This window comes from Pelagibius sp., assembly GCF_028281305.1.
Taxonomy (GTDB): Bacteria; Pseudomonadota; Alphaproteobacteria; order Kiloniellales; family Kiloniellaceae; genus Pelagibius.
This window is the reverse complement of record NZ_JANQKD010000007.1, coordinates 1-21199: the sequence shown is the minus strand read 5'-3', so window position 1 is coordinate 21199 and position 21199 is coordinate 1. Positions and strand designations below refer to the sequence as shown.

19 protein-coding genes are annotated in these 21199 nt (G+C 66.2%); 10 read left to right on the top strand and 9 right to left on the bottom strand.

The features are described from left to right. Positions 1–29 precede the first annotated feature (29 nt). Positions 30–995, bottom strand: a complete 966-nt coding sequence (locus Q0982_RS01450; protein ID WP_299391115.1) for a tripartite tricarboxylate transporter substrate binding protein — start codon at positions 993–995, stop codon at positions 30–32. 145 nt (positions 996–1140) lie between these two features. Here Q0982_RS01450 and Q0982_RS01445 point away from each other — a divergent pair, with 145 nt between their 5' ends. The 6 genes from Q0982_RS01445 (at position 1141) to Q0982_RS01420 (ending at position 6796) form a co-directional block, all read left to right on the top strand. Next, positions 1141–2040, top strand: coding sequence for a LysR substrate-binding domain-containing protein (locus tag Q0982_RS01445; RefSeq protein WP_299391113.1), 900 nt, complete (start codon positions 1141–1143; stop codon positions 2038–2040). Between the two features lie 63 nt (positions 2041–2103). After that, on the top strand, positions 2104–2982 hold the full coding sequence (locus Q0982_RS01440; RefSeq protein ID WP_299391111.1) for an alpha/beta fold hydrolase: 879 nt from the start codon (positions 2104–2106) through the stop codon (positions 2980–2982). After that, positions 2982–4049 (top strand): tartrate dehydrogenase, encoded by a 1068-nt coding sequence (locus Q0982_RS01435; RefSeq protein WP_299391110.1) that lies wholly within the window; start codon positions 2982–2984, stop codon positions 4047–4049. Before Q0982_RS01440 ends, Q0982_RS01435 begins: the two co-directional genes overlap by 1 nt. A 241-nt stretch (positions 4050–4290) precedes the next feature. Then, positions 4291–4701 (top strand): hypothetical protein, encoded by a 411-nt coding sequence (locus tag Q0982_RS01430; RefSeq protein WP_299391108.1) that lies wholly within the window; start codon positions 4291–4293, stop codon positions 4699–4701. Positions 4702–4763: 62 nt separating this feature from the next. Beyond that, entirely contained in the window at positions 4764–6194 is a 1431-nt protein-coding gene (locus Q0982_RS01425) for a PepSY domain-containing protein (RefSeq protein ID WP_299391107.1), read from the top strand. A 125-nt stretch (positions 6195–6319) separates the two neighbouring features. Continuing rightward, positions 6320–6796 (top strand): cytochrome c, encoded by a 477-nt coding sequence (locus Q0982_RS01420; RefSeq protein WP_299391105.1) that lies wholly within the window; start codon positions 6320–6322, stop codon positions 6794–6796. Positions 6797–6816: 20 nt separating this feature from the next. On the opposite strand, the gene Q0982_RS01415 is transcribed toward Q0982_RS01420, so the two are convergent. The 5 genes from Q0982_RS01415 to Q0982_RS01395 form a co-directional block, all read right to left on the bottom strand. Beyond that, the gene (locus tag Q0982_RS01415; RefSeq protein ID WP_299391103.1) at positions 6817–8766 is read right to left on the bottom strand and encodes a beta-galactosidase; all 1950 of its coding nucleotides are present in this window, start codon (positions 8764–8766) and stop codon (positions 6817–6819) included. Between the two features lie 5 nt (positions 8767–8771). Then, positions 8772–10910, bottom strand: a complete 2139-nt coding sequence (locus Q0982_RS01410; RefSeq protein WP_299391102.1) for an alpha-galactosidase — start codon at positions 10908–10910, stop codon at positions 8772–8774. An 8-nt stretch (positions 10911–10918) separates the two neighbouring features. Then, positions 10919–11770, bottom strand: a complete 852-nt coding sequence (locus Q0982_RS01405; protein ID WP_299391100.1) for a carbohydrate ABC transporter permease — start codon at positions 11768–11770, stop codon at positions 10919–10921. Beyond that, complete coding sequence (locus Q0982_RS01400) at positions 11770–12690, bottom strand: carbohydrate ABC transporter permease (protein ID WP_299391099.1); 921 nt, start codon at positions 12688–12690, stop codon at positions 11770–11772. Before Q0982_RS01400 ends, Q0982_RS01405 begins: the two co-directional genes overlap by 1 nt. A 73-nt stretch (positions 12691–12763) precedes the next feature. Further along, positions 12764–14029: an ABC transporter substrate-binding protein gene (locus tag Q0982_RS01395; RefSeq protein ID WP_299391097.1), complete on the bottom strand. Its 1266-nt coding sequence runs from the start codon at positions 14027–14029 to the stop codon at positions 12764–12766. Positions 14030–14418: 389 nt separating this feature from the next. On the opposite strand from Q0982_RS01395, the gene Q0982_RS01390 reads away from it, so the two are divergent. From Q0982_RS01390 to Q0982_RS01375, 4 genes are all read left to right on the top strand, one after another. Next, on the top strand, positions 14419–15192 hold the full coding sequence (locus Q0982_RS01390) for a metallophosphoesterase (RefSeq protein WP_299391095.1): 774 nt from the start codon (positions 14419–14421) through the stop codon (positions 15190–15192). A 281-nt stretch (positions 15193–15473) separates the two neighbouring features. Further along, entirely contained in the window at positions 15474–17228 is a 1755-nt protein-coding gene (locus Q0982_RS01385; protein WP_299391094.1) for an EAL domain-containing protein, read from the top strand. 233 nt (positions 17229–17461) lie between these two features. Then, entirely contained in the window at positions 17462–17920 is a 459-nt protein-coding gene (locus Q0982_RS01380) for an Hsp20 family protein (RefSeq protein WP_299391092.1), read from the top strand. Between the two features lie 3 nt (positions 17921–17923). Continuing rightward, positions 17924–18139 (top strand): DUF1150 family protein, encoded by a 216-nt coding sequence (locus Q0982_RS01375; protein WP_299391091.1) that lies wholly within the window; start codon positions 17924–17926, stop codon positions 18137–18139. A gap of 109 nt (positions 18140–18248) precedes the next feature. Here Q0982_RS01375 and ptsN read toward each other — a convergent pair whose 3' ends face one another. From ptsN to rpoN, 3 genes are all read right to left on the bottom strand, one after another. Continuing rightward, positions 18249–18713, bottom strand: coding sequence for a PTS IIA-like nitrogen regulatory protein PtsN (ptsN, locus tag Q0982_RS01370; RefSeq protein ID WP_299391089.1), 465 nt, complete (start codon positions 18711–18713; stop codon positions 18249–18251). Between the two features lie 54 nt (positions 18714–18767). Then, positions 18768–19358 carry a ribosome-associated translation inhibitor RaiA gene (raiA, locus tag Q0982_RS01365; protein WP_299391087.1) on the bottom strand — a complete coding sequence of 197 codons (591 nt, stop codon included), beginning with the start codon at positions 19356–19358 and terminating at the stop codon, positions 18768–18770. Between the two features lie 164 nt (positions 19359–19522). Next, entirely contained in the window at positions 19523–21160 is a 1638-nt protein-coding gene (gene rpoN / locus Q0982_RS01360; RefSeq protein WP_299391085.1) for an RNA polymerase factor sigma-54, read from the bottom strand. Between the last annotated feature and the right edge of the window lie 39 nt (positions 21161–21199).

The following is a 21199-nucleotide window of genomic DNA, read 5'->3' as shown; positions in this document are numbered from 1 at the left end:
GACTTAGGTCAGGACTTTCGGCCTGCGCGTCAGTTGGCCGCTTTCAGCGCCTCGATGGCCGAGGCGTATTCGGCCCGGCGGTCGGCGATGAACTGATCGACCTTGTCGTGCGGGATGTCGGTCACGACGTAGCCGTTCTCCTCCATCTTCTGCCGGAACTCCGGCTTGGCGTTGATCTCGCCGATGATGGCCGAAAGCCGGGCGCGGACCTCTGCCGGGGCGTTCTGCGGCAGGGTGACGCCGCGGTAGGCGCCGGCCACGTAGTCGAAGCCCAGCTCCTTGAAGGTCGGCACGTCGGGATAGGCGGCGACGCGCTCTTCCGTCGCGATGGCCAGCACCCGCACCTGATCCCCGGCCTTGATGCCCTGGGTGGTGTAGCTCATGGCCGCCTTCACCTGGCCGCCGAGCAGCGCCGCGATGGAGGGGGCGGAGCCCTTGAAGGGGATGTAGGTGGACTTGGTGCCCGCCATCTGGTCGAAGCGCACGGTGGCCAGGTGGTTGGCCGAGTTGGTGCCGGAGCCGGAGAAGGTGGTGGCGCCCGGGTTGGCCTTGGCGTCGTCGATCAGATCCTGCAGCGTCTGATAGGGGCTGTCGGCCCGCACCAGGATCGCATCGGGGGTGTAGTGGAAGACGAAGGCCGGCGTCACATCCTCGGTCTGGTAGCCGACGTCTTTCATGGCCGGCTGCAGGATGGCGTGGGGGAAGTTCACGTTCATGATGGTGTAGCCGTCGGCCTCGAAGCCGTTGAGCTGGGCCCAGGCCGTGGCCCCGCCGGCGCCGGGCTTGTACTGGATAACCACGTCCTCGCCCGTTACTTCCTTGAAATAGGGCTCCTGGAAACGTGCGGTGACGTCGGACTCGCCGCCCGGATTGTAGGGGACGATGTAGGTCACGGGCTTGCTGGGATAGTCGGCGGCGATGGCGGCGGGCGCCAGCAGCGCGGTTGCCAAGGCGAGCGCAGCGGCCGGTGCGGCTGCGGCAGCAAGAATGCGCATTGAAATCCTCCCTATTGGATAGATTGTTACTCTTTTACGGTCGGGCGATGCTATGCGGCGGTCGTCCGGGGATTGAGAAGAATTTATTGAACAATCCCCCTGAAGAATTCAAGTTGACGCGTTCTCTAGTCCAATCGATGCCCCAATGGAACTTAAGCAACTGCGCATATTCCTGGCGGTCGCAGACGAGCTGCATTTCGGCCGCGCCGCCGAGCGGCTGCACATGGCGCAGCCGGCGCTCTCCGCCCAGGTCCGCGGGCTGGAGGACGAGTTGGGCGTACGCCTGTTTCTGCGCACCACCCGCCGGGTCAGCCTGACCCGCGCGGGCGAGAGCTTCCTGCCGGAAGCGCGGGCCACCCTGGCGCAGGCGGAGGCCGCCGCGGTGGCGGCGCGCACCGTCGCGGGCGAGGGGGCGGAGCTGCTGAAGGTCGGCGGCGTCGACTCCGCGACCGCCGGGCTGCTGCCCCAGGTGGTGCGCCGCTTCCGCCGCGACAATCCCGAGGTCGAGATCAAGGTGAACGAGATGCTCTCGGCCCCGGCCCTGCACGCATTATCCAATCGTCACCTGGACATAGCCTTTGTCCGGGTCTGGCCCAAGGACAGCCATCTGGCCGCCCGCCACGTGCTGACCGAGCCCATCGTCGCCGCGCTTCCGGCCGACCACCCCCTGGCCGCGCGGGAGGCCGTGCCGGCCCAGGAGATCGCCAAGGAACCGCTGGTCATCCCGGCCCGCTCCCACCGCCCGATCCTCTTCGACGTGGTGCACGACTACTTCCGCAGCCGCGGCTACGAACCGCGCATTCTGCAGGAAGCCAACGAGCGCCATGTCATCATCGCCATGGTGGCCGCCGGCCTCGGCGTCTCCCTGGTGCCGGAATGGGTCACCCAGTTCCGCCGCGACGACGTGGTCTACCGCCCGCTTGAGGGCGGCGGCCCGCTGGTGGAGGTCTACGTGGTCTGGCGTGAGCGCGAGGTGATGCAGAGCGCCCTCAGCTTCCTCGACTATCTGCCGGCGCCTCAAGCGGTGGGACGAACGGCCGATTGATAATCTGAGGCGATCAATGGCGGCGATTGGACTTGCCGCCGCCGCTTCGCTACCCAAAAAGCCATGTTCGACGGCTTTACACGCTTTGACCTGCCCGGCGACGGCGCGACGATCCACGGCGTTGCCGGCGGGGCGGGGCCGCCGCTGCTGCTGCTGCACGGCAATCCCCAGACCCACGCCATGTGGCACAAGGTGGCGCCGCGGCTGGCGCAGGACTTTACGGTCGTCGCCACCGACCTGCGCGGCTATGGCCGCTCGTCCAAGCCGCCGAGCGACGCCGAGCATGCGCCCTATTCCAAGCGCGCCATGGCGGCCGACATGGTCGCGGTGATGGAGCGGCTCGGACACGAACGCTTCCTGATCGGCGCCCACGACCGCGGCGCCCGGGTCGCCCACCGCCTGGCGCTGGACTGGCCGCAGCGGGTCGAACGCCTGGCGGTGCTGGACATCGCGCCGACGCGCGAGATGTACCGCGGCACGACCGAGGCCTTTGCCCGCGCCTACTGGCACTGGTTCTTCATGATCCAGAAGGCGCCCCTGCCGGAGCAGATGATGGCCGCCGACCCGGAGGGCTTCTGGCGCTGGCGCTGCGGCGCAGGGGCCGCCGGCATGAGCCCGTTCGGCGCCGAGGCGCTGGAGGACTATCTGGCCGCCTTTCGCGACCCCGCGACCATCCATGCGACCTGCGAGGACTACCGCGCCTCCGCCGGGATCGACATCCGCCACGACGACGAGGACGGCGGCCGCAAGGTCGCCTGCCCGCTGCTGGCGCTGTGGTCCGCCGGCGGCGCCGTCGACCGCTGTTTCGACGTGCTGGCGCTCTGGCGCCGGCGCGCCGAGGATGTGCGCGGCGGCCCTCTGCCCGGCGGCCATTATCTTGCCGAGGAATGCCCCGATGCCGTGCTGGACGCCTTCCTCGCGTTTTTCAAAGGACAGGATTAATGACAGGAAAGACCTATCGCATCGCCGTCATTCCCGGTGACGGCATCGGCCAGGAGGTGATCCCGGTCGGCCAGCGCGCCGCCGAGGCGGTGGCCGACGTACACGGCTTCGCCATCGAGTGGCAGAGCTTCGACTGGTCCTGCCAGCGCTATGCCGAGACCGGGCGCATGATGCCGGAAGACGGGATCGAAGCGGTGAAGGGCTTCGATGCGATCTACCTGGGTGCCGTCGGCTGGCCGGGCGTGCCGGACCACGTCTCCCTCTGGGGCCTGCTGATCCCGCTGCGCCGCGAGCTCGACCTCTATGCCAACGTGCGGCCGGTGCGCCTGCTGCAGGGCATAACCTCGCCGCTGGCCGGCCGCGGGCCGGAGGACATCGACTTCATCGTCGTGCGCGAGAACGTCGAGGGCGAGTACTCCGAGGTCGGCGGGCGCCTCTATCACGGCTCCGACCACGAGATGGCCTCCCAGCTTTCCATCTTCACGCGCCGCGGGGTCGACCGCATTCTCGACTACGCCTTCGAGCTGGCGCGCAAGCGCAAGCGCAGGCACGTCACCTCGGCGACCAAGTCCAACGGCATCGTGCACACCATGCCCTACTGGGACGAGCGCTTCGCCGCAGCAGCGGCGCGCTTCCCCGACATCGAGACCGCGCAGTATCACATCGACATCCTGACCGCGCACTTCGTGCAGCACCCGGACTGGTTCGACGTGGTGGTCGCCTCCAATCTCTTCGGCGATATCCTCTCCGACCTCGGACCTGCCGTGGCCGGCTCCATCGGCATCGCGCCGGCGGCCAATCTGAATCCGACGCGGGAGTTCCCGTCGCTCTTCGAGCCGGTGCACGGCTCGGCGCCGGATATCGCCGGCCAGGGCATCGCCAACCCCATCGCCGCCGTCTGGACCGCTGCGATGATGCTGGATCACCTGGGCGAAGGCGCAGCGGCGGCGGCGCTGGAACGCGCCATGGAAGCGGCCCTGGCGGATCCGGCGACGCGCACCCGCGATCTCGGCGGCAGCGCCGACACACGCGCCTGCGGCGAAGCGGTGCTGCGCGCCATCCGCTAGCAGAGCGGAGTCTTCGGGATAGTCTCTGCGGGGCGCGACACCCGGGGGCGCGACACCCGAGGGCGCGACACCCGGGGGCGCGACACATTGTCCCGGTGAGACCGCGCAACACCGCGCCTAGACTGTCGGATCGAACAGGGGATCAGGCAGGCTCCGGAGCTTGATGGTGATCGCGCCGGTAACCGGCAGGCGGAGAACGAGCGGGCGTATCCGCACGGCAACACCGCGGCAGTGGGCTGCTGTGGTGGTTGCGCTTGTGCTGGTCGCGCGGCTGCTGCTGCCCTGCCTGCCGGCCCATGCAATGGCGGGCGCCCCCGGCGGCAGCGACGACTTTTTCCTGCTGTGCACACCCAACGGCATCGTCGATCTGCGCAGCCTCGATCCCGCCGCCGGCGGCTTTGGGGAGAGCGCCGGGAAGAACGATGGGGAGCAGCCATCGGAGGAACCGGCGCCGGCCGACGGCGACACCTTCCGGACCTGCCCCGGGGCCTGCACCTTCACGCTGTCCCTGCCCCTTGCCGGCGATGCCTATGGGCCCGCGCGCCTTACACTGGGCAAACCCCTTCCCGTCCTGCCGGCGGACCTGGCGGCGACGTCGGACTGGCTGCATCACTCCCTGGCCGCGCGGGCGCCGCCCTCTTCCCAAAGCTGACCTCCGCTTCAACCGCACCACTCAGCTTCGGCGGCTCCGGTCGCCGCAAAGGGAACCGTCTCATGGACACCTCTTCCGTCTCGGCGGAGTCTGCAGCTTCTGCAGAGCCCCGCGATTCGACCTCCGCGTTTTCGCGCAAGTTCTACCTCGCTGCCTGGCGCTGGCATTTCTATGCCGGGCTCTTCGTCATCCCCTTCCTGCTCATGCTGGCCGTGACCGGCCTCATCATGGTCTATTTCAACTCGGTGGAAACGCGCTTCGGCGAGCGGCTCTATGTTGTGCCGCAGGAACAGATGACCACTGCCGTCGCCCAGGCCCAGGCCGCGCTCGACACCCATCCCGGCGGCAGCGTCAGCCAGTACATGCCGCCGCCGGCTGCCGACCGCACCGCCCTGGTCAGGGTGAAGGCCGATGGCGTCAATTGGATCGCCGCCGTCGACCCCTACACCAACGCAGTGCTGTCGTCGGTCGACAAGGACTCGACCTGGTACTACTTCGCCAGCGACATCCACGGCACGCTGCTGATCGGCGACCTCGGCGACCGCCTGATCGAGATCGCCGCCGGCCTTGCCATCGTTATGGTGGTCACCGGCCTCTATCTCTGGTGGCCGCGCGACGGAACCGGCCTTGCGCGGGCGCTCCTTCCCCGGCTCAGCGCGAGAGGCCGGATGCTGTGGAAGGAACTGCATGTCAGCATCGGCTTCTATCTCTCCCTGCTGCTGGTGTTCTTCCTGATTTCCGGTCTTGCCTGGGCCGGCATCTGGGGCGGCCAGTTCGTTCAGGCCTGGAGCACTTTTCCGGCGGAGAAGTGGGACAACGTCCCGCTGTCGGATGAGACCCATGCCAGCATGAACCACGGTGCCTTGAAGGAGGTGCCCTGGGGCCTGGAGCAGACGCCGATGCCGTCTTCGGGATCGCAGGCCGGTGCGGCCGGCGTGCCCGAGGGAACCGCTGTCAACCTCACCAGCGTGGTGGCCCTGGCGCGCGAAATCGGCTTCGAGAAGCAGTTCCGCATCAACCTGCCCGAGGGCGCCGAAGGCGTCTACACGATCTCCGCCGATTCCATGGACGGCGATACCGAGACCCCGACCGGCGACCGCACCGTCCACGTCGATCAATACACCGGCAAAGTGCTGGCCGAGGTGGGCTACGACGACTACGCCCTCGCAGCCAAGGCCATGGCCGTGGGCATCGCGTTGCACCAGGGCGACATGGGGCTGTGGAATACGGCACTGAACGCGCTGTTCTGTCTGGCGGTCGTCTTCCTCTGCATCAGCGGCGTGGTGATGTGGTGGAAGCGTCGCCCCAGCGGGATCGCCCGCCTGGCCGCACCGCCGCTGCCGGCGAACCTGCCGCTTTGGAAAGGCGCCGTCTTCCTGATGCTCCTGCTGTCCCTGGCGTTTCCGCTGGTTGGGCTCACCCTGGTGACGGTGCTGGCGCTGGACCTGCTGCTGCTCTCGCGGATTCCGCTTTTGAAGCGGGCCCTGCAGTAACAAAGGAGGCTCTGCGGGACGGGCCATCCGGTCCGCCCTGCGGCGCCGACCCCCGCCGCTTGACCTTCCAGTGGCTGGAATCCTCAAGCTCGTCCGGATGTGAAACGAACGGCGGGCGTGCGGGGATGAGGACAGTCAAACGGCGGCGGGTAACGATCGCCTTTGTGGTCTTGATCCTGGCTGCCGGACTGGCCGGCACCCTCGCGGTGGTGCAGCAGCAGGCAGCCGGCGGGATCGATCCAGACGACGTCCGGCTGGTGGCGCTGGGCCGCGACGTCTATGCCGCCGAGTGCGCGGTCTGCCACGGCGCCAATCTGGAAGGGCAGGCCAACTGGCGCCAGCGCCGCGCCGACGGGCGCCTGCCGGCGCCACCGCACGATCCCAGCGGCCACACCTGGCACCACCCCGACGTCCAGCTTTTCGCGCTCACCAAGTACGGGCCTGCGGCCATTGCCGGCGGCGCCTACGAAAGCGATATGCCGGCCTATGAGGGTATCCTCAGCGACGAGGAGATCTGGGCCGTGCTGTCCTATATCAAGAGCCGCTGGCCCCCTCCGGTGCGGGCGCGGCATGACGAGATCAACCGCGCCGCACAGGGTTGAGTGGCCAGGAACTTTCCGTCTCAGCCCTTGCGCCAGACCGCCAGATCGTGGCCAGCGATCTCCCGCCCGCCCAGCACGAAGGCGCTGCCTTCCGGCGCCGGTGCCGGCAGCGGCTTGTCGCCGTAATTGAAGGCGAAGGTGAGATCGCCAAGACGGCGCAGCCGCAGCGCGTCGTCGAGACGTTGGACCGTCAGGCCGCGCGCTTCGGCCAGGGACGCCAGATAGTCGGTCAGGAAATCCTCTTCCGGCCAGAAGCCGAGGTAGTGGGTGCGGCCCTGTGACAGGATCGCGGTCTCGCCGTCAGGGAAGCGGGCCTGCGTCTCCGCCGCCGCGCTCTCCAGGCGCTCGCGCCAGAGGCCTATGCTGTAACCCTTGTTGCCCCAGGTGATCTGATCGCGCACCGCGGGCGGCAGGCTCTCCACGCGGGTCACCTGCATGTCGATCAGTTGGCGTAGGGGGCCGGGCGGCAGGCCCTCGGGGATCTGGAAGCTCTCGGTCTTCGATCCGCTGCGCGGGCCGAGGACGACGGCGGCGTCGCTCTCCGCCAGCGCCGCGACGGCGCCGCTGCGCAGGATGGGCAGACTGGGCACGACCGCCAGGGCATAGCCGTCGAGCGCTGCCCCCGCCGGCAGGATGTCGACGTCCAGCCCCAGCCGCCTGAGGCAGCGGTAGAAGCGGTGGGCGAGATCCTTGTAGTTGAAGCCCCGGCCCTGCGGCTGGATCTCGAAGGTCCAGACGGCCTCGTAGTCAAACACCAGCGCGACCGGCGCCTGATGGCGTTTGCCGAGCGAGTCCGCAAGGGCTGCGATCTCCTCGCCGACCTGGCGGGCCTCTTCGCCGCCCTGGTCCAGCGCGCCGTCGGGGCGGTTGAGGCCGGCGTGCATCTGCTCCTGCGCGAAGGGCGCCTGACGCCAGCGGAAGTAGGACACCACTTCCGCGCCGTGGGCGAAGGCCTCCCAGGTCCACAGCCGCACCATGCCCTTCGCCGGCGCCGGGTTGAAGTCGGCCCAGTTCACGGGGCCCGGCTGTTGCTCCATGACCCACCAGCGCGCCGTGCCCATGCCGCGGCAGAGATCGTGATGGAAAGCCGCGACGTCGGGGTGGCCGGAGCGCGCCCAGCGCTTCTTGTCCTCGGCGGGCATGGGCAGGCGCTGGTCGGTGTGACCCAGCGGATAGCTGTCCCAGGACACGACATCCAGATCGCGTGCCAGGGGGTAGTGATCGAACTCGGTGAAGAAGCCCATGAAGTTGTGCGCCAGGAATCGGCCTGGCGAAAGGCGGCGCAGGATCTCCGCCTGCAGGCGGTTGTAAACGGCGACCTGATCCGAGGCGAAGCGGCGGTAGTCCAGCAGATGCGAGGGGTTGGCCTCGGTCACCGTCAGGTTGGGCAGGTCCACTTCGTGAAAGCCGCCGTAGGTCTGGCTCCAGAAGGCGGTGCCCCAGGCCTCGTTCAGACGCTCGATCGTCTTGTATCGGTCAAGCAGCCAGTTGCGAAAGGCCGGCACGCAATGCGGCACGTAGGACAGCACGGTGTTGTGGCAGCCGTATTCGTTGTCGATCTGCCATCCGGCGACGGCGGGGTGGTTTCCGTAGCGCGCGCCCATGGCTTCGACGATACGCTGCGTTTCCTCCCACCAGGCCGGACTCGAAAAGCAGTAGTGACGCCTTGCCCCGAAACGCAGCACGCGCCCACGGTCGTCGGCGGGCAGGATTTCCGGGCGCTCGTCGACCAGCCACTTGGGCGGTGTTGCCGTCGGCGTGCCAAGCACGACCTTAAGGCCGGCGGCCGAAAGGGTCTCGATCGCGCGGTCGAGCCAGTCCCACGCGAAGGCATCGCGTCGCGGCTCCATGAAGCTCCAAGCGAACTCGCCGATGCGCACGTAGGTGATGCCCAGCGCCGCCATGGCGGCGGCATCTTCGGCCCAGCGGCTCTCCGGCCAGTGTTCCGGGTAGTAGCAGACGCCAAGCATTCCGCTCAGACCTTCTCCAGATGTATCAGGGCGATGGACTGTGGACGGACGAGTCCGAAGTGTAGCGCACCCTCTGCCAACAGCCGGCCAGACAACACGATTTGGCCGTCAAGCCAAGCCCGCATATCGTTCAGGTAATTGCCGAGCTCTTTTGGCACGGGCGGCAGCAGCGTGACCCGGTACTCGGCATCCGGATCGAAACCGGGCAACTGCAGCGGCGCCGGCTGCGGGGGCAGCGGCGGGTCCAGGCAGACCAGGGCGGCGAGCCCTTCCGAAGCGTCCCGGGCGATGCTGAGCCAGGCCTGGCCCCTGGCGCCCATAAAGGGCAGCCGGTAGAGCCGGCCGCCATGGATCAGCGGACGGAAGCGCTTGTAGAGCGCGATCCAGGCCTTCAGGGCGTCGTGTTCCCCGGCGCTCAGTTCGGCCAGGTCGAACTCCAGCCCGAAGTGCCCGAAGAGGGCCGTGCCGGCCCTGAAGTCGAGGCTGAAGCGGCGCCCGGCGGTGTGGCTGGCGGCGGGGCCGACATGGGCGCCCAGGACCTCCGGCGGAAAGAACAGGCTGGCGCCGCGCTGGATGGTCTGGCGCGCCAGAGCGTCGTTGTTGTCGCTGGTCCAGAGCCGCTCGCTGCGGCGCAGGACTTCATAATCGGCGCGCCCGCCGCCGGAGGCGCAGGATTCGATCTCCACCTGCGGATGGGCGGCGCGCAGTCGGTCGAGCAGGGCGTGGAAGGCCAGGGTCTGGCGCCGCGCCGCAGGGCGCCCCAGGGCATCGCCGGCCGGGGCCAGGTCGCGGTTGTGGTCCCACTTCAGGTAGGCGATGGTGTGGTCCGACAGCAGCCGGTCCAGCCAGGCGAAGAGATGATCGGACACCTCCGTCCGGGTCAGGTCGAGCACGAGCTGATGGCGCCCGGTCGGGCGCGCATGGCCCGGCAGCGCCAGCACCCAGTCGGGATGTGCCCGGTAGAGATCGCTGTCGGGGTTGATCATCTCCGGCTCGACCCAGAGACCGAAGTCCATGCCGAGGTCCGTGATCCTGGCGATCAGCGGGTCGAGACCTTGCGGATACTTGGTCGGGTCGACCTGCCAGTCGCCGAGGCCGGACTCGGCGCTGACACGGCCGGGAAACCAGCCGTCGTCCAGCACGAAGCGCTCGACCCCCAGCGCGGCTGCCTGTTCGGCCAGGGCGAAGAGCTTCTCTTCGCTGTGATCGAAGTAGATCGCTTCCCAGGAATTGTAGTGCACGCGGCGCGGCTGCGCGGCAACGCCGGGCGGCAGAACCGCATCGCGCAGAAAGGCGTGGAAGCGCTGGGAGAGATCGTTCAATCCGGCTGACGACCAGGCCGCGTGCACCCAGGGGCTTTCGTAGCGCTCGCCCTCGCCCAGAACCACCTCCCCCGGCAGCAGCAGCTCGCCGAGTTGAACCTGGTGGCCGGCGTCGGGCTGGTGGTCGATCAGCAGGCGGTGGTTGCCGCTCCAGGCGAGGTGAAACCCGTAGACGCTGCCCTGCAGGTCGTCGAAGCCCCGGCTGCCGACGATGCAGCCGGGAAAGCTGGCGTGGCTGGTACGGCCGCGGCGGTTTTCCTGGGCGATCTGCCCGGCGCCCAGCGCGATGCGGCGGACTGTGAACTCGCTGCTCCAGGCGCCGCGCAGCAGCAGGGCGTCCTCTGCGTCTTCCGGCAGGTCGACGGCGGCCCCGGCCAGCCAGGTGAGGTTGTAGGCCTCGGCGGCGCGGTTGGTCAGCACCGAACGGCGCGAGACAACGCCGCTGGCGGCGTGCATTCGGATGTCGAGCGTAAGCGCCAGCATCGCCTGCGGTTCTTCCAGATGGAGGCGCAGGGCATCGTCTTGCTGCGCGATCTCGCGCAGCTCGAAAGCGGTGGCCCAGTCATTCTGTGCGCGGTGTCCCTCCAGGCCCGGCGCGCCGAAGAAACCGAGCCCCGCTTCCGGCAGCAGGCTGACCGGCGGCGGGCTGTCCAGGGTTGCGTGCTGGCGCAGGCGCGGCTGCGCCGCAGCGGCGAGGGTTTCCGGGTCCATGCCTTTCGGCAGGCTGGCGCCCCAGTGCAGGCAGAGCGGCACCCCCGGTCCGCGACAGTCGAGCAGCAGACTGCTGTCCGCACCGTCGAGGCGGACGAAGGAGGGCGGCATGGCGGTCCTCAGCCTTTTGTCGCGCCCAGGGTGAGCCCGGCGATGAAGTGGCGTTGCATGGCGAAGAACATGATGACCGGCGGCAGCGCGGCCACCAGGGAGCCGGCGGAGATGAGCTGCCAGGAGGCGACCCACTGCCCGCGCAGCGCGGCCAACCCCACGGTGACCGGCCGCACCTCGTCGCTCTGCACCAGCACCAGCGCCCAGAAGTAGTCGTTCCAGATGAAGGTGAAGACCAGCACCGCCAGCGCCGCGCAGGCCGGGCGCACCAGCGGCACGACAACATGCCAGAAGACTTCGAATTCGGTCGCCCCTTCCACCCGCGCCGCTTCGATCAACTCATGGGGCAGGGCCTGGATGAAGTTGCGCATGAAGAGGGTGCAGAATCCGGTCTGGAAGGCGATGTGGAAGAGGATCAGCGACCAGTAGGTGTCGTACATGCCCAGTTGGACCATCAGGTCGCGTACCGGGATCATGAGGATCTGGAAGGGAATGAAGTTGCCCGCGATGAACATCGCAAAGAGCAGAAGGTTGCCGCGGAAGTTGTACTTGGCCAGGGCGAAGCCGGCCATGGCCGAGATGGCAACCGTGATCGCCACCGTCGGCAGGGTGACGATGACGCTGTTCATCAGGTAGAGCGTCATCGGCGTCGCGGTGAAGACGGTGGTGTAGTTCTCCAGGATCTGCCACTCGGTCGGCAGGCCCCAGTAGTTGCCCTGGGTGATGTCGTTGAGTGAGCGCATGGAGGTCAGCATCACCGCGACCAGCGGCAGCAGCCAGACGATCAGCGCGATGGGCAGCGAGATCTTGTAACCCAGGGCGACGCCGGCCGGCGCCTTTTGAATGGCGGTCGGATACATCAGCCGCTCCTGCGTTCCTGTTTCAGCATGCGGTAGAGAAAGAAGGCGATGTAGATGTCCATGATCAGGAACAGGACCGTCGCCACCGCTGCGCCGTACCCCATGCGGTAATTGAAAAGCGACTGCTCGTACATGTAGTAGGCCAGCACGGTGGAACTGCCGAAGGGTCCGCCCGCGGTCATGATGGCCACCAGGTCGAAGCTTCTGAGCGCGCCGATGACGGTCACCACCACGGCGATGAAGGTGGCCGGCCGGAGCTGCGGCAGGATGATGTGGTAGAGCATCGACCAGCCCTTGGCGTTGTCGATGCGCGCCGCCTCGATCACTTCGCCGTCCAGGTTATTGAGACCGGTCAGATAGAGAATCATGCAATAGGCGGTCTGCGGCCAGAGCCCGGCGACCACGATCCCGTAGGTGACGAAGCGCTCGTCGGAGAGCACCGGCACCGGCTCGCCGCCGAAGACGCCGAGCACCTCGCCCAGCAGGCCGAAGCTGGGACCGTAGAACCAGGCGAAGACCAGGCCGACCACGACCTGGCTGATGACGAAGGGGAAGAAGAACAGCGACTTGACGAGGCGGATGCCCCAGACCTTCTGGTTCAGGTAGAGCGCGATCGCCAGCCCGATGACCGGCGACAGCATGAACAGCACCAGCCAGATGACGTTGTTCCACAGCGCCACGTAGAACAACTCGTCGTCGAAGAGTTCGGCGTAGTTGGCGAAGCCGATCCAGACCTTGTCGCCCAGCCCGTCCCATTCATGGAAGGAGATCCAGATGCTCTGGATGATCGGATTGACCACGAAGACCAGGAACATGATGAAGGCCGGCGCCAGGAACAGGATCGGCGCGATCTTCGTCTGGTTGCGATACCAGTAGGAGCTTCGGCCACGAAGCTCGGCGAGGCTTGCCTGGGCGTTCATTCCCCCTCCACAGGCTTTTTTGTGGATCGGGGCCGGTCGCTTCCCTCCTGCATCCGGCCCGATCAGAGCGGACCTATTGCTTGAAGATCCTTTGGCGCGACTTCTCGAGGCGGTCGAGGATGCGGTCCAGGCGGTCGGGCTTCACCATGAACTCCTGGAAACCCTGCATGCCGAGCTTGGCCATCTCGGGGTCGGTGTCGCGGTCGTAGAACTGCGCCAGGCCTTCCGACTCGGACAGCATGGTGAAACCGGCCTGCAGGAAGCGGTCGTCCTTGACGGTCGCTTCCTTGTTGGGCGGCAGGCGCTCCAGCACCTTGTTCATGGCGGTCTGGTTGTCGGCTCGCGCAACGAAGGCGAGGAACTTGCGGGCGTCTTCTTTGTTCTGCGCGCGCGCGGGGATATGCACCGTGTCGATGGGCGCATCTTCGTACATCGGCACATCCGGGTTGATGACCGGGAACTGGAAGAAGTCCATCTTGTCGGCGATCTCAGCCGGGAAGAAGGGCACGAAGAAGTTGCCGATGAGATACATCGCGGCCTTGCCCTGGAACACGAAGGGCTGCGCCTCCTGCCAGGAGTAGGTGGCGTGGTTCTCCAGGAAGTGTCCGGCATCGACCATCTGGCGCCACTTGTCGAAGACCGCGCGGACCCGGTCGTCGGTGTAGGGCACCTTGCCGTCCATCAGTTCGAGATGAAACGGCAGCCCGTTGACCCGCAGGTTCAGGTAGTCGAACCAGCCGCCGGCGGTCCAGAGATACTTGGTGCCGATTGCAATGGGGGTGACGCCGCCGGCCTTCAGCTTCTCGTTCACCGCCATGAACTCGTCCCAGGTCTTGGGCGCCGTCAGGCCCATTTCCTCGAAGATGTCGCGCCGGTAATAGACGCCCCACTGGTAGTAGCTCCAGGGCACGCCGTACTGCTTGCCGTCGACGGTCATGGCCGAGAGGCTGGACGGCATGGCGTCCTTCAGGCCGTTGTCTTCCCAGACGTCGCTCACATCCTCCAGCAGGTTACGGTCGACGAAGGTCTTCATGCGGTTGCCGGCGAACCAGGTGATGACATCAGGCGCCTGGGAGGAGAGGAAGTTGCGCACCGAGGTCTTGAAGCCCTCGTGATCGAAGACGTTCAGCTTCACCTCGATGTCGGGGTTTTCCGCCTCGAAGCGCTCGATCAGTTCCTCGAAAGCCTGCTTGGGGGCGGGATCGGAGGTTCCGGCATTGATGACCAGCGTGCCCGCCGCCGCAGTCTGGGTTGCGGTCTGGGCTGTCAGGGCCATCAGGGCGAACCCGAATGCCAAGCTGCCGGCCAGCGTTGCCAGCCGCCGTAGAGAGCGTGTCACCGTCATCCTCCCAGTTCGTTGTTTCCTTTTTTCGGCACAGCTTAAAGTGGCCGTTGCGCGCAATGGTAGACCCTTCCCGGGGACCTGCAAATGGTCTTCTTTGGATTTGCGGGGGACCAATCTGTGTCGCGCTTGGCCTGTGGCCGCGAAACCGGCGGCTTTGCCGCCTGCCGCCAAGCGTCTTGCCGCCGCCCACCGGCGGTATCACAATCGCGTCACAGCCTTGGACAGGCCCGTCGGTTTGGAGGTTTCACCGTTCCCTGTGTTGCGGCGCATCGGGCAGGCAGCGCAACGCTGCCGGTGAGCTGCCGGCACCCATCAAAGTGATCCCAAATGATCGGAACATGCTCTAGAGTCCAACGCGTTGGAACGATGCAGAGCGCTCAGCGATGTCCCGCATAGTCGTCGATGCCGGCCCCTGGCAGGCCGCGCCCCGCGCCCTGCCGGCCTGGAAGGCGATCTTCGCGATCGGCGACGTGCACTCCCATGCCGACCATCTTTGGACGCTGCATGAACGCATCAGCGGCATCATCGCCCTGGAGCACGATGCCCGCGACGTCTCCGTGGTCTGGCTGGGCGACTATGTGGACCGCGGCTGGGAGCCGCTCCAGACCTTGGATCTGGTGGCCGCCGGCCTCGGCCGGCCTGAGATCAGCGAAGTCAAGCTCCTGGGCAATCACGAACGCTACCTCCTCGATGCCGCGACGGGCCGCGACCTCTCGCTGCCGCGTCTGCTGAACTGGTGGCGCTACGGCGGCGAGGAAACCCTGAAATGCCTGGCCCCCGATGCGGAGATCGATAATCCGCAGACAGTCGGCGCGGCCCTCTTCGAGTCCCTGGGCGACGAGCGCCTCGCCTTTCTGGAGGCCCTGCCCCTGCAGCACCGCATCGGCGACTACGTCTTTGTCCATGCCGGCCTCAATCCGGACCGGCGCCTGGATGACCAGGATGAAGAGGACCTGCTGTGGATCCGCGAGCCTTTTCTCAGCGGCTGGGACTGGCCCCACCCGGTCACGGTTGTGCACGGCCACACCCCGGACGGGCCCATTGCTCTGCAGCATCGCATCGGGATCGACAGCGGCGTCTTCGCCAGCGGCTCCCTCAGCGCCGTGGAAATCCGCGGCGAGGAACTGCGGTTTCTGACCACCCGCATCGAACGGTAGGACGGCAGCGCCCGGGTTACGGACTAAATTCCCATAACCCAGCGTTGCGGACTTGATGGTCCCCGGTTTGATGGCCCTCGGTTCGATGGCCGTCGGCTTGGCAGCCGTGTCCGGGGTGACAGAGGCCTGCTCAAAGCGGCCACGGTCTTAAGCGCAGTCTTAAGCAAAGACTAAGTGTTTTGCCCTAGATTGATGCGATTATGTCGCCGCTCTGCGTTGGGTTGTTTTGGATGCCCAGGCCTTGCGCAGTCGTCGAAACGCCCAGTTCCCAGAAGGCCGGAATGGACCAATCCAAACAGAAGCGAGACGCGGAGGGGAGCAAGCCCGACTCCGAGCCGCTGCGCGCGCAGCGCGACCGCTTTCTGGCTTTTGCCTTTGCCGCTTCGGACCTGCTGCTGGAAATCGGCGACGACAGCCTGATCCGCTATGCCCTGGGGGCGACGAGCCAGCTTCTCGGCCGCGCGCCGGAGGAGATGATCGGTCTGGGTTGGTTGGACCTGTTCGCGCCCGAAGACAGGCCGATCCTTGTCGCCAAGATCGGCAGCCTGTCCGCCGGCAAGCGCTGCGGCCCGTTGCTGGCCACCATGGTGACAGCGGATATGACGGCGGAAACCGCGGCCGGCCAATCCGCCGAGGCCGGAGCCCGCGGCGCTGGGGCCGGGATCAAGGTCATCTTCAATGCCTGCCGCATCCCGGACCACGAAAAAGTTGTCTACTGCACCATCACGGTGGCCAATGCCGCCTCGGCCAAACAGGCGCGGGCCGCTGCCCAGCGCACCGACGGCGGCCTGCTGCAGCGCGAGGCCTTCGAGGCCGCGGCGGTGGAAACCCTGGAGGCCGCCCGGGCTGCCGGCGAAGACGTGGAGTTCACCTTTATCGAACTGGTCGATGCCGAGCCCTTCCGCGAGCGCGTGGGCCTGGACCGCTGGCATGCCTTCTGCGCCGATGCGGGCGCGGTGATGCGCGAAGGCTCCATCGACAGCGACTCGGCCGGCGCCATTGCCCAGGACCGTTTTGGCATCGTTCACGCGGCCGGCGCGGCGACGGGCATGGAGGTGCGCCGCCAGTTGCAGGAGCTTGCCCGCGCTTTCGATCCGGTCGGCGGCGGGCTGGCGGTCGAACAGGCCACCATCGGCGCCGGTGCCGAGGAACTGACCAGCGAAGAGGCCGCCCAGGCCGTGGTCTACGCCATCAACAAGGTCGCCTCCAACGGCACGGCCAAGATGGCCTTCTCCAACCTCAGCGCCAGCTTCCACGAGCAGGTCTCGGAGACCCAGGAGCGGATCTCCGCATTCAAGGCGGTGGTCTCCGAGAACCGTTTCGATTTCGCCTTCCAGCCGATCGTCGACCTCGCCACCCGCGAGATCTCGCACTTCGAAGCCCTGACACGCTTCGCCAAGGGCGAATCGCCATACCAGACCATCGTTTTCGCCGAGGAGGTCGGCCTCATCCAGGACTTCGACCTGGCCTGCACCCGGCGTGCCTTCGACTACCTGGCGGAGCGGGTGGACCATTCTCCGGTCAGTCTCGCCGTCAATCTCTCGGGCCAGTCGCTGCAGAACGACGCCTTCATCGACGCCCTGATGGCCTTGAGCACGGAGAACAAGGACCTGGCCGGGCGCCTGATGTTCGAAGCGACCGAGTCCTCGCGGATCTACGATCTCGAGCGCGTCGGCAACGTCTTCCAGACCCTCAAAGGCCTGGGCTTCTCCATGTGCCTCGACGACTTCGGTGCGGGCGCCGCGTCTTTCCAATACCTGCGGGCGCTGGAGGTGGACTACGTGAAGATCGACGGCACCTACACCCGCAGACTGCTGACGTCGGACCGCGACTCCCTGATGCTGCGCAACCTCTGCGACCTCTGCCGCGATCTGCGGATCAAGACCATCGCCGAGATGATCGAGCTGGAGGATCAGGTTGCCAAGCTGCGCGACCTCGGCGTGCACATGGGCCAGGGCTACCTCCTGGGACCGCCGGCACCCCAGCCGGTGTTCTCCGGCAGTGCCGAGGTCGGCGGCGCCCGCCGGCGCGCCTGAGCCGGGCCGGACGCGCGACCCCGACTTCTGCTCGGCCTTTCAATTAAAGGAAATCTGTCCTAGATTCTTCCAAGGCATGCTGGCTGCTTGATCGCTGCCCGCCGCCTCCCCAAATATAGTGCAAGCGGTGCCTAACCAGGGCCGCCGGCAAGGGATGACCAGACCGGTATCCCCGTATTGCCTAGAAGACGACGGCTGACCTTGCTCGCGATGTAGAGGAGGAAAATCCGCAGATGACACGCCTGTCGCTTTTCAACAGCCCGCTGCTGCTCGGATTTGAGGAGTTCGAGCGGGCCGTTGACCGAATTTCCAAAACCGCCGACGGCTATCCGCCCTACAACGTCGAGCAGCTCGCCGAGCACCGCCTGCGCATCACCCTGGCGGTGGCCGGCTTTGCCGAGGAAGACCTCGCCGTCCAGATCGAGGACAACCAGCTGGTCATCCGCGGCAAGCAGCAGGACGATGCGCAGCGCAACTATCTGCACCGCGGCATCGCGGCGCGCCAGTTCCAGCGCTCCTTCGTTCTGGCCGAAGGAATCGAAGTCACCGCCGCATCACTGGAAATGGGCCTGCTCCACATCGATCTGGAGCGTCCGCTGGCGCAGCCGCAGGTCCGCAAGATCAAGATCGACAGCAAGGAGTCTCAGTCAGGGGAGTCGCCATCCATTCAGGATATTCGGAAAGGAGAGTAAGACATGAACGAACTGACAGCCGTTCGCGAACTCTCGCCCCAGGACTTTCTCTTGCTGGGCGTCAACGACTTGGCCTATGTGAAGAAGACGAGCCAGGAAGGCAAAGAGGTCTATCTGGTGTTTTCCGCCGACGGAACCCAGATAGCCACGATGTCCGATCACGACATCGCCTTTGCGGCCGTGCGCCAGAACGGCATGGAGCCGCTCAGCGTTCACTGACCGTTTTTGCTGGCCATTCGAGATTGCTAAACGAATGACGGCCCCGCAAGCTGCGGGGCCGTTGTCACGCGCAGAGGCCGCCGGCAAAGGCCGCCGGCAGCAGCGCCTGTCAGGCGGCGTGGCTGGCCGCGCCCTGTGTCAGCAGTGCGTAGATGGCATCGGCGTTGTCGGTGCCGCGCAGCTTGTCGCAGATCGCCCGGTCGCGGAACAGGCGCGACACCCGGGCCAGGGCTTTCAGATGATCGGCCCCCGCGGTTTCCGGGGCCAGAAGCACAAAGATCAGGTCGACCGGCTGTTCGTCGATGGCATCGAAATCGATGGGGTTTTCCAGCCGGGCGAAAAGGCCGTAGAGGCGCTCAAGTTCCGGAAGTTTGCCGTGCGGAATGCCGATACCGTGGCCCACGCCGGTGGTGCCCAGGCGTTCGCGTTCGATGAGCACCTCGAACACGGCCCGCTCCGGTTGTCCGGTCAGCTCTGCCGCCTTCTTTGCCAGCTCCTGAAGCGCCTGCTTCTTGCTGGTCACGCGAAGGCTCGCAACAACGCTTTCCGGGTCGATAAGATCGGATAGTTCCATCAGTAACTCTTGGGTTTTGCCTGACCGCCCCGCCCGTCGTTAGCCCTTGCGGGCCTACTCTTTGCGGTTTCCGCGGGGATCGATCCAGCCGATATTGCCGTCGCTGCGCCGGTACACCATGTTCAGGCCGCCGTGCGCCGAGTTGCGAAACATCATTGCCGGAAGATTGCCAAGGTCCATGTGCATTACAGCCTCGCTGACTGTCAGTGCAGGGATCTCCGTTGCCATCTCCGCGACCACAATGGGTTGATTGTCGCCGCCACTGTCTTCACCGGTTTCTTCATCGCCTTCGCCGGCCAGAATGTACTGCTGTGCCGGCAGCGACGCGCCGTCGGCATTCGCGACCTTGTTGTTGTGGTCGCGCAGACGACGCTTGTAGCGGCGCAGCCGTGTCGACAGCCGCTCCGCCGCCGCATCGAATGCCGGGTAAGGCTCGTTGGCCTCGCCCTGTGCTTCCAGCTTTATGCCACGCCCTACGTGGGCCGATACAACCGCGCGGTAGAGATGCGCTTCCCGCGACAGGGTCACTGCACAGTCAATGGCATCCCCGAAGTACTTGTCGAGAATGCGAGAGAGGCTTTCATCAACGTGCGTACGCAGCGCGTCACCGACGTCAAGCTGCTGGCCCTTAACAGAGAGCTGCATGATCACTTTTATGGATTGTAACGAGGTGGCTCACCACCCGCATAGCATAGCCCCTTCCTCAGGGCGGGCGCAACATAGAGACGGGCCCGATGGCTGTCAATAGCCTCTCGGGGCCGACTCACCAAGGCCTAGATATCGGGTCGCCACGGTGGCGAATCAATAGGTTAAGATTGGTTAACGCTGGCCGATTTCTCACGCCGACGCTGCACCGAGGATGGAATTCGCATCGCCTCGCGGTACTTCGCCACGGTGCGCCTGGCGATGTCGACCCCGTCCTTGCGCAGCAGCTCGACGATGGTGTCGTCGGAGAGGATCTTCTTGCGGCTTTCCCCGTCGATCAGCAGCTTTATGCGGTGGCGCACCGCCTCGGCGGAATGGGCGGTGCCGTCGGCACCGGCGATGGAGGCGGTGAAGAAGTACTTCAATTCGAAGGTGCCGCGCGGGGTGGCAATGTATTTGTTGGAGGTCACCCGACTTACGGTTGATTCATGCATCTCGATGGCCGAGGCGATGTCCCGCAGGGTCAGGGGCTTCATGTGCTCCACCCCCTTTTGAAAGAATGCGTCCTGCTGGCGCACGATCTCGGTCGAGACCTTGAGAATGGTGGTGGCGCGCTGGTGTAGGGCTTTCACCAGCCAATTGGCTGACTGCAGGCGCTCGCTGAGGTACTCCCGCTCCTTCTTGGACCGGACCTGGGTGGTGATGTGGGCATAGTAGTCCGTGTTCACCAGGACCCGGGGCAGGGTTTCGGCGTTGAGTTCCACCACCCAGCCGCCCTTGCGGTCCGGGCGCAGCAGTACGTCGGGAATGACGGGCTGCGCCACCGAGCCGTCGAAGGTGAGCGCCGGGCGCGGGTCGAGAGCCTTGATCTCCCCGATCATATCCGCGAGATCTTCCTGGTCGACGCCGCAGAGTTTCTTCAGGCGCGCCAGATCGCCCTTGGCCAGGAGCTCCAGGTTTTCGACCAGCGCCTGCATGGCCGGGTCGTAACGGTCGCGTTCTTTCAGTTGCAGTGCAAGGCACTCGGCCAGGGAGCGGGCAAAGATGCCGCTCGGCTCGAAACGCTGCACCTTCTGCAGCGTTTCCTCGATGATCGCATCCGGACAGCCGAGCAGCTCGGCGAGGCCGCCCAGGTCCTCCGGCAGATAGCCGTTGTCGTCGAGCAGGTCGATCAGCGCCGCGCCGATGGCCCGTTCCACGGGATCTGCGATTTCCAGCAGCAATTGGTCGGAGAGGTGCTGGCGCAGACTCACTTCATCCGACAGCCGCTGTTCCAGCGAAAAGTCGTGGTCGTCGCCGCGCGCAGAGCCCAGACCGCGGTTGGAGAAGGCCGCTTCCTCGCCGCCGCTTTCCCAGGACGCCCCATGGGTGAAGACGTTTTCGTAGTCGGTGTCCAGCGGGTCGTCGCCGCGTTCGGGCAGCTGCTCGGCGTTGGCGCGGTCCAGGCTGTCGCCGCCTTCGTCGGCCGCAACGATCTCACCAAGACCGCTGTCGTGGTCGACCGCGCCACTGTCGGGCGCTGCGCCGTCGCTTGGCGTTTCCGCTGCTGTGAAGGCTGTGTCGAGCCCGGGTTCCGTCGCAGGGTCGAGCGCCGCCTCCTGCTGGTCCACCGCCGGTGGCTCTAGCAGGGTGTCGTTGCCGCCGTCCTCGCGTTCAAGCAGAGGATTCTGCTCGATCTCTCTGTCAACTTCTGCCGCCAGTTCCAGATTGGAAAGCTGCAGCAGCTTGATGGCCTGCTGCAGCTGCGGCGTCATGACCAGAGATTGGCGCTGGCGCAGTTCCAATCTTTGTGTCGCCGCCATACTGCTTAACCTTTTAGAGGCTAAACCTTTCGCCCAGGT

What these genes read in the sequence shown, in the direction of transcription:
- Q0982_RS01420 (WP_299391105.1), top strand. Translation starts at nt 6,320, where the DNA reads ATGAGGACAGTCAAACGGCGGCGGGTAACGATCGCCTTTGTGGTCTTG.
- Q0982_RS01405 (WP_299391100.1), bottom strand. Translation starts at nt 11,770, where the DNA reads ATGTATCCGACCGCCATTCAAAAGGCGCCGGCCGGCGTCGCCCTGGGT.
- Q0982_RS01390 (WP_299391095.1), top strand. Translation starts at nt 14,419, where the DNA reads ATGTCCCGCATAGTCGTCGATGCCGGCCCCTGGCAGGCCGCGCCCCGC.
- Q0982_RS01440 (WP_299391111.1), top strand. Translation starts at nt 2,104, where the DNA reads ATGTTCGACGGCTTTACACGCTTTGACCTGCCCGGCGACGGCGCGACG.
- ptsN (WP_299391089.1), bottom strand. Translation starts at nt 18,713, where the DNA reads ATGGAACTATCCGATCTTATCGACCCGGAAAGCGTTGTTGCGAGCCTT.
- Q0982_RS01445 (WP_299391113.1), top strand. Translation starts at nt 1,141, where the DNA reads ATGGAACTTAAGCAACTGCGCATATTCCTGGCGGTCGCAGACGAGCTG.
- Q0982_RS01400 (WP_299391099.1), bottom strand. Translation starts at nt 12,690, where the DNA reads ATGAACGCCCAGGCAAGCCTCGCCGAGCTTCGTGGCCGAAGCTCCTAC.
- Q0982_RS01415 (WP_299391103.1), bottom strand. Translation starts at nt 8,766, where the DNA reads ATGCTTGGCGTCTGCTACTACCCGGAACACTGGCCGGAGAGCCGCTGG.
- Q0982_RS01385 (WP_299391094.1), top strand. Translation starts at nt 15,474, where the DNA reads ATGGACCAATCCAAACAGAAGCGAGACGCGGAGGGGAGCAAGCCCGAC.
- rpoN (WP_299391085.1), bottom strand. Translation starts at nt 21,160, where the DNA reads ATGGCGGCGACACAAAGATTGGAACTGCGCCAGCGCCAATCTCTGGTC.
- Q0982_RS01450 (WP_299391115.1), bottom strand. Translation starts at nt 995, where the DNA reads ATGCGCATTCTTGCTGCCGCAGCCGCACCGGCCGCTGCGCTCGCCTTG.
- Q0982_RS01410 (WP_299391102.1), bottom strand. Translation starts at nt 10,910, where the DNA reads ATGCCGCCCTCCTTCGTCCGCCTCGACGGTGCGGACAGCAGTCTGCTG.
- Q0982_RS01425 (WP_299391107.1), top strand. Translation starts at nt 4,764, where the DNA reads ATGGACACCTCTTCCGTCTCGGCGGAGTCTGCAGCTTCTGCAGAGCCC.
- raiA (WP_299391087.1), bottom strand. Translation starts at nt 19,358, where the DNA reads ATGCAGCTCTCTGTTAAGGGCCAGCAGCTTGACGTCGGTGACGCGCTG.
- Q0982_RS01380 (WP_299391092.1), top strand. Translation starts at nt 17,462, where the DNA reads ATGACACGCCTGTCGCTTTTCAACAGCCCGCTGCTGCTCGGATTTGAG.
- Q0982_RS01375 (WP_299391091.1), top strand. Translation starts at nt 17,924, where the DNA reads ATGAACGAACTGACAGCCGTTCGCGAACTCTCGCCCCAGGACTTTCTC.
- Q0982_RS01435 (WP_299391110.1), top strand. Translation starts at nt 2,982, where the DNA reads ATGACAGGAAAGACCTATCGCATCGCCGTCATTCCCGGTGACGGCATC.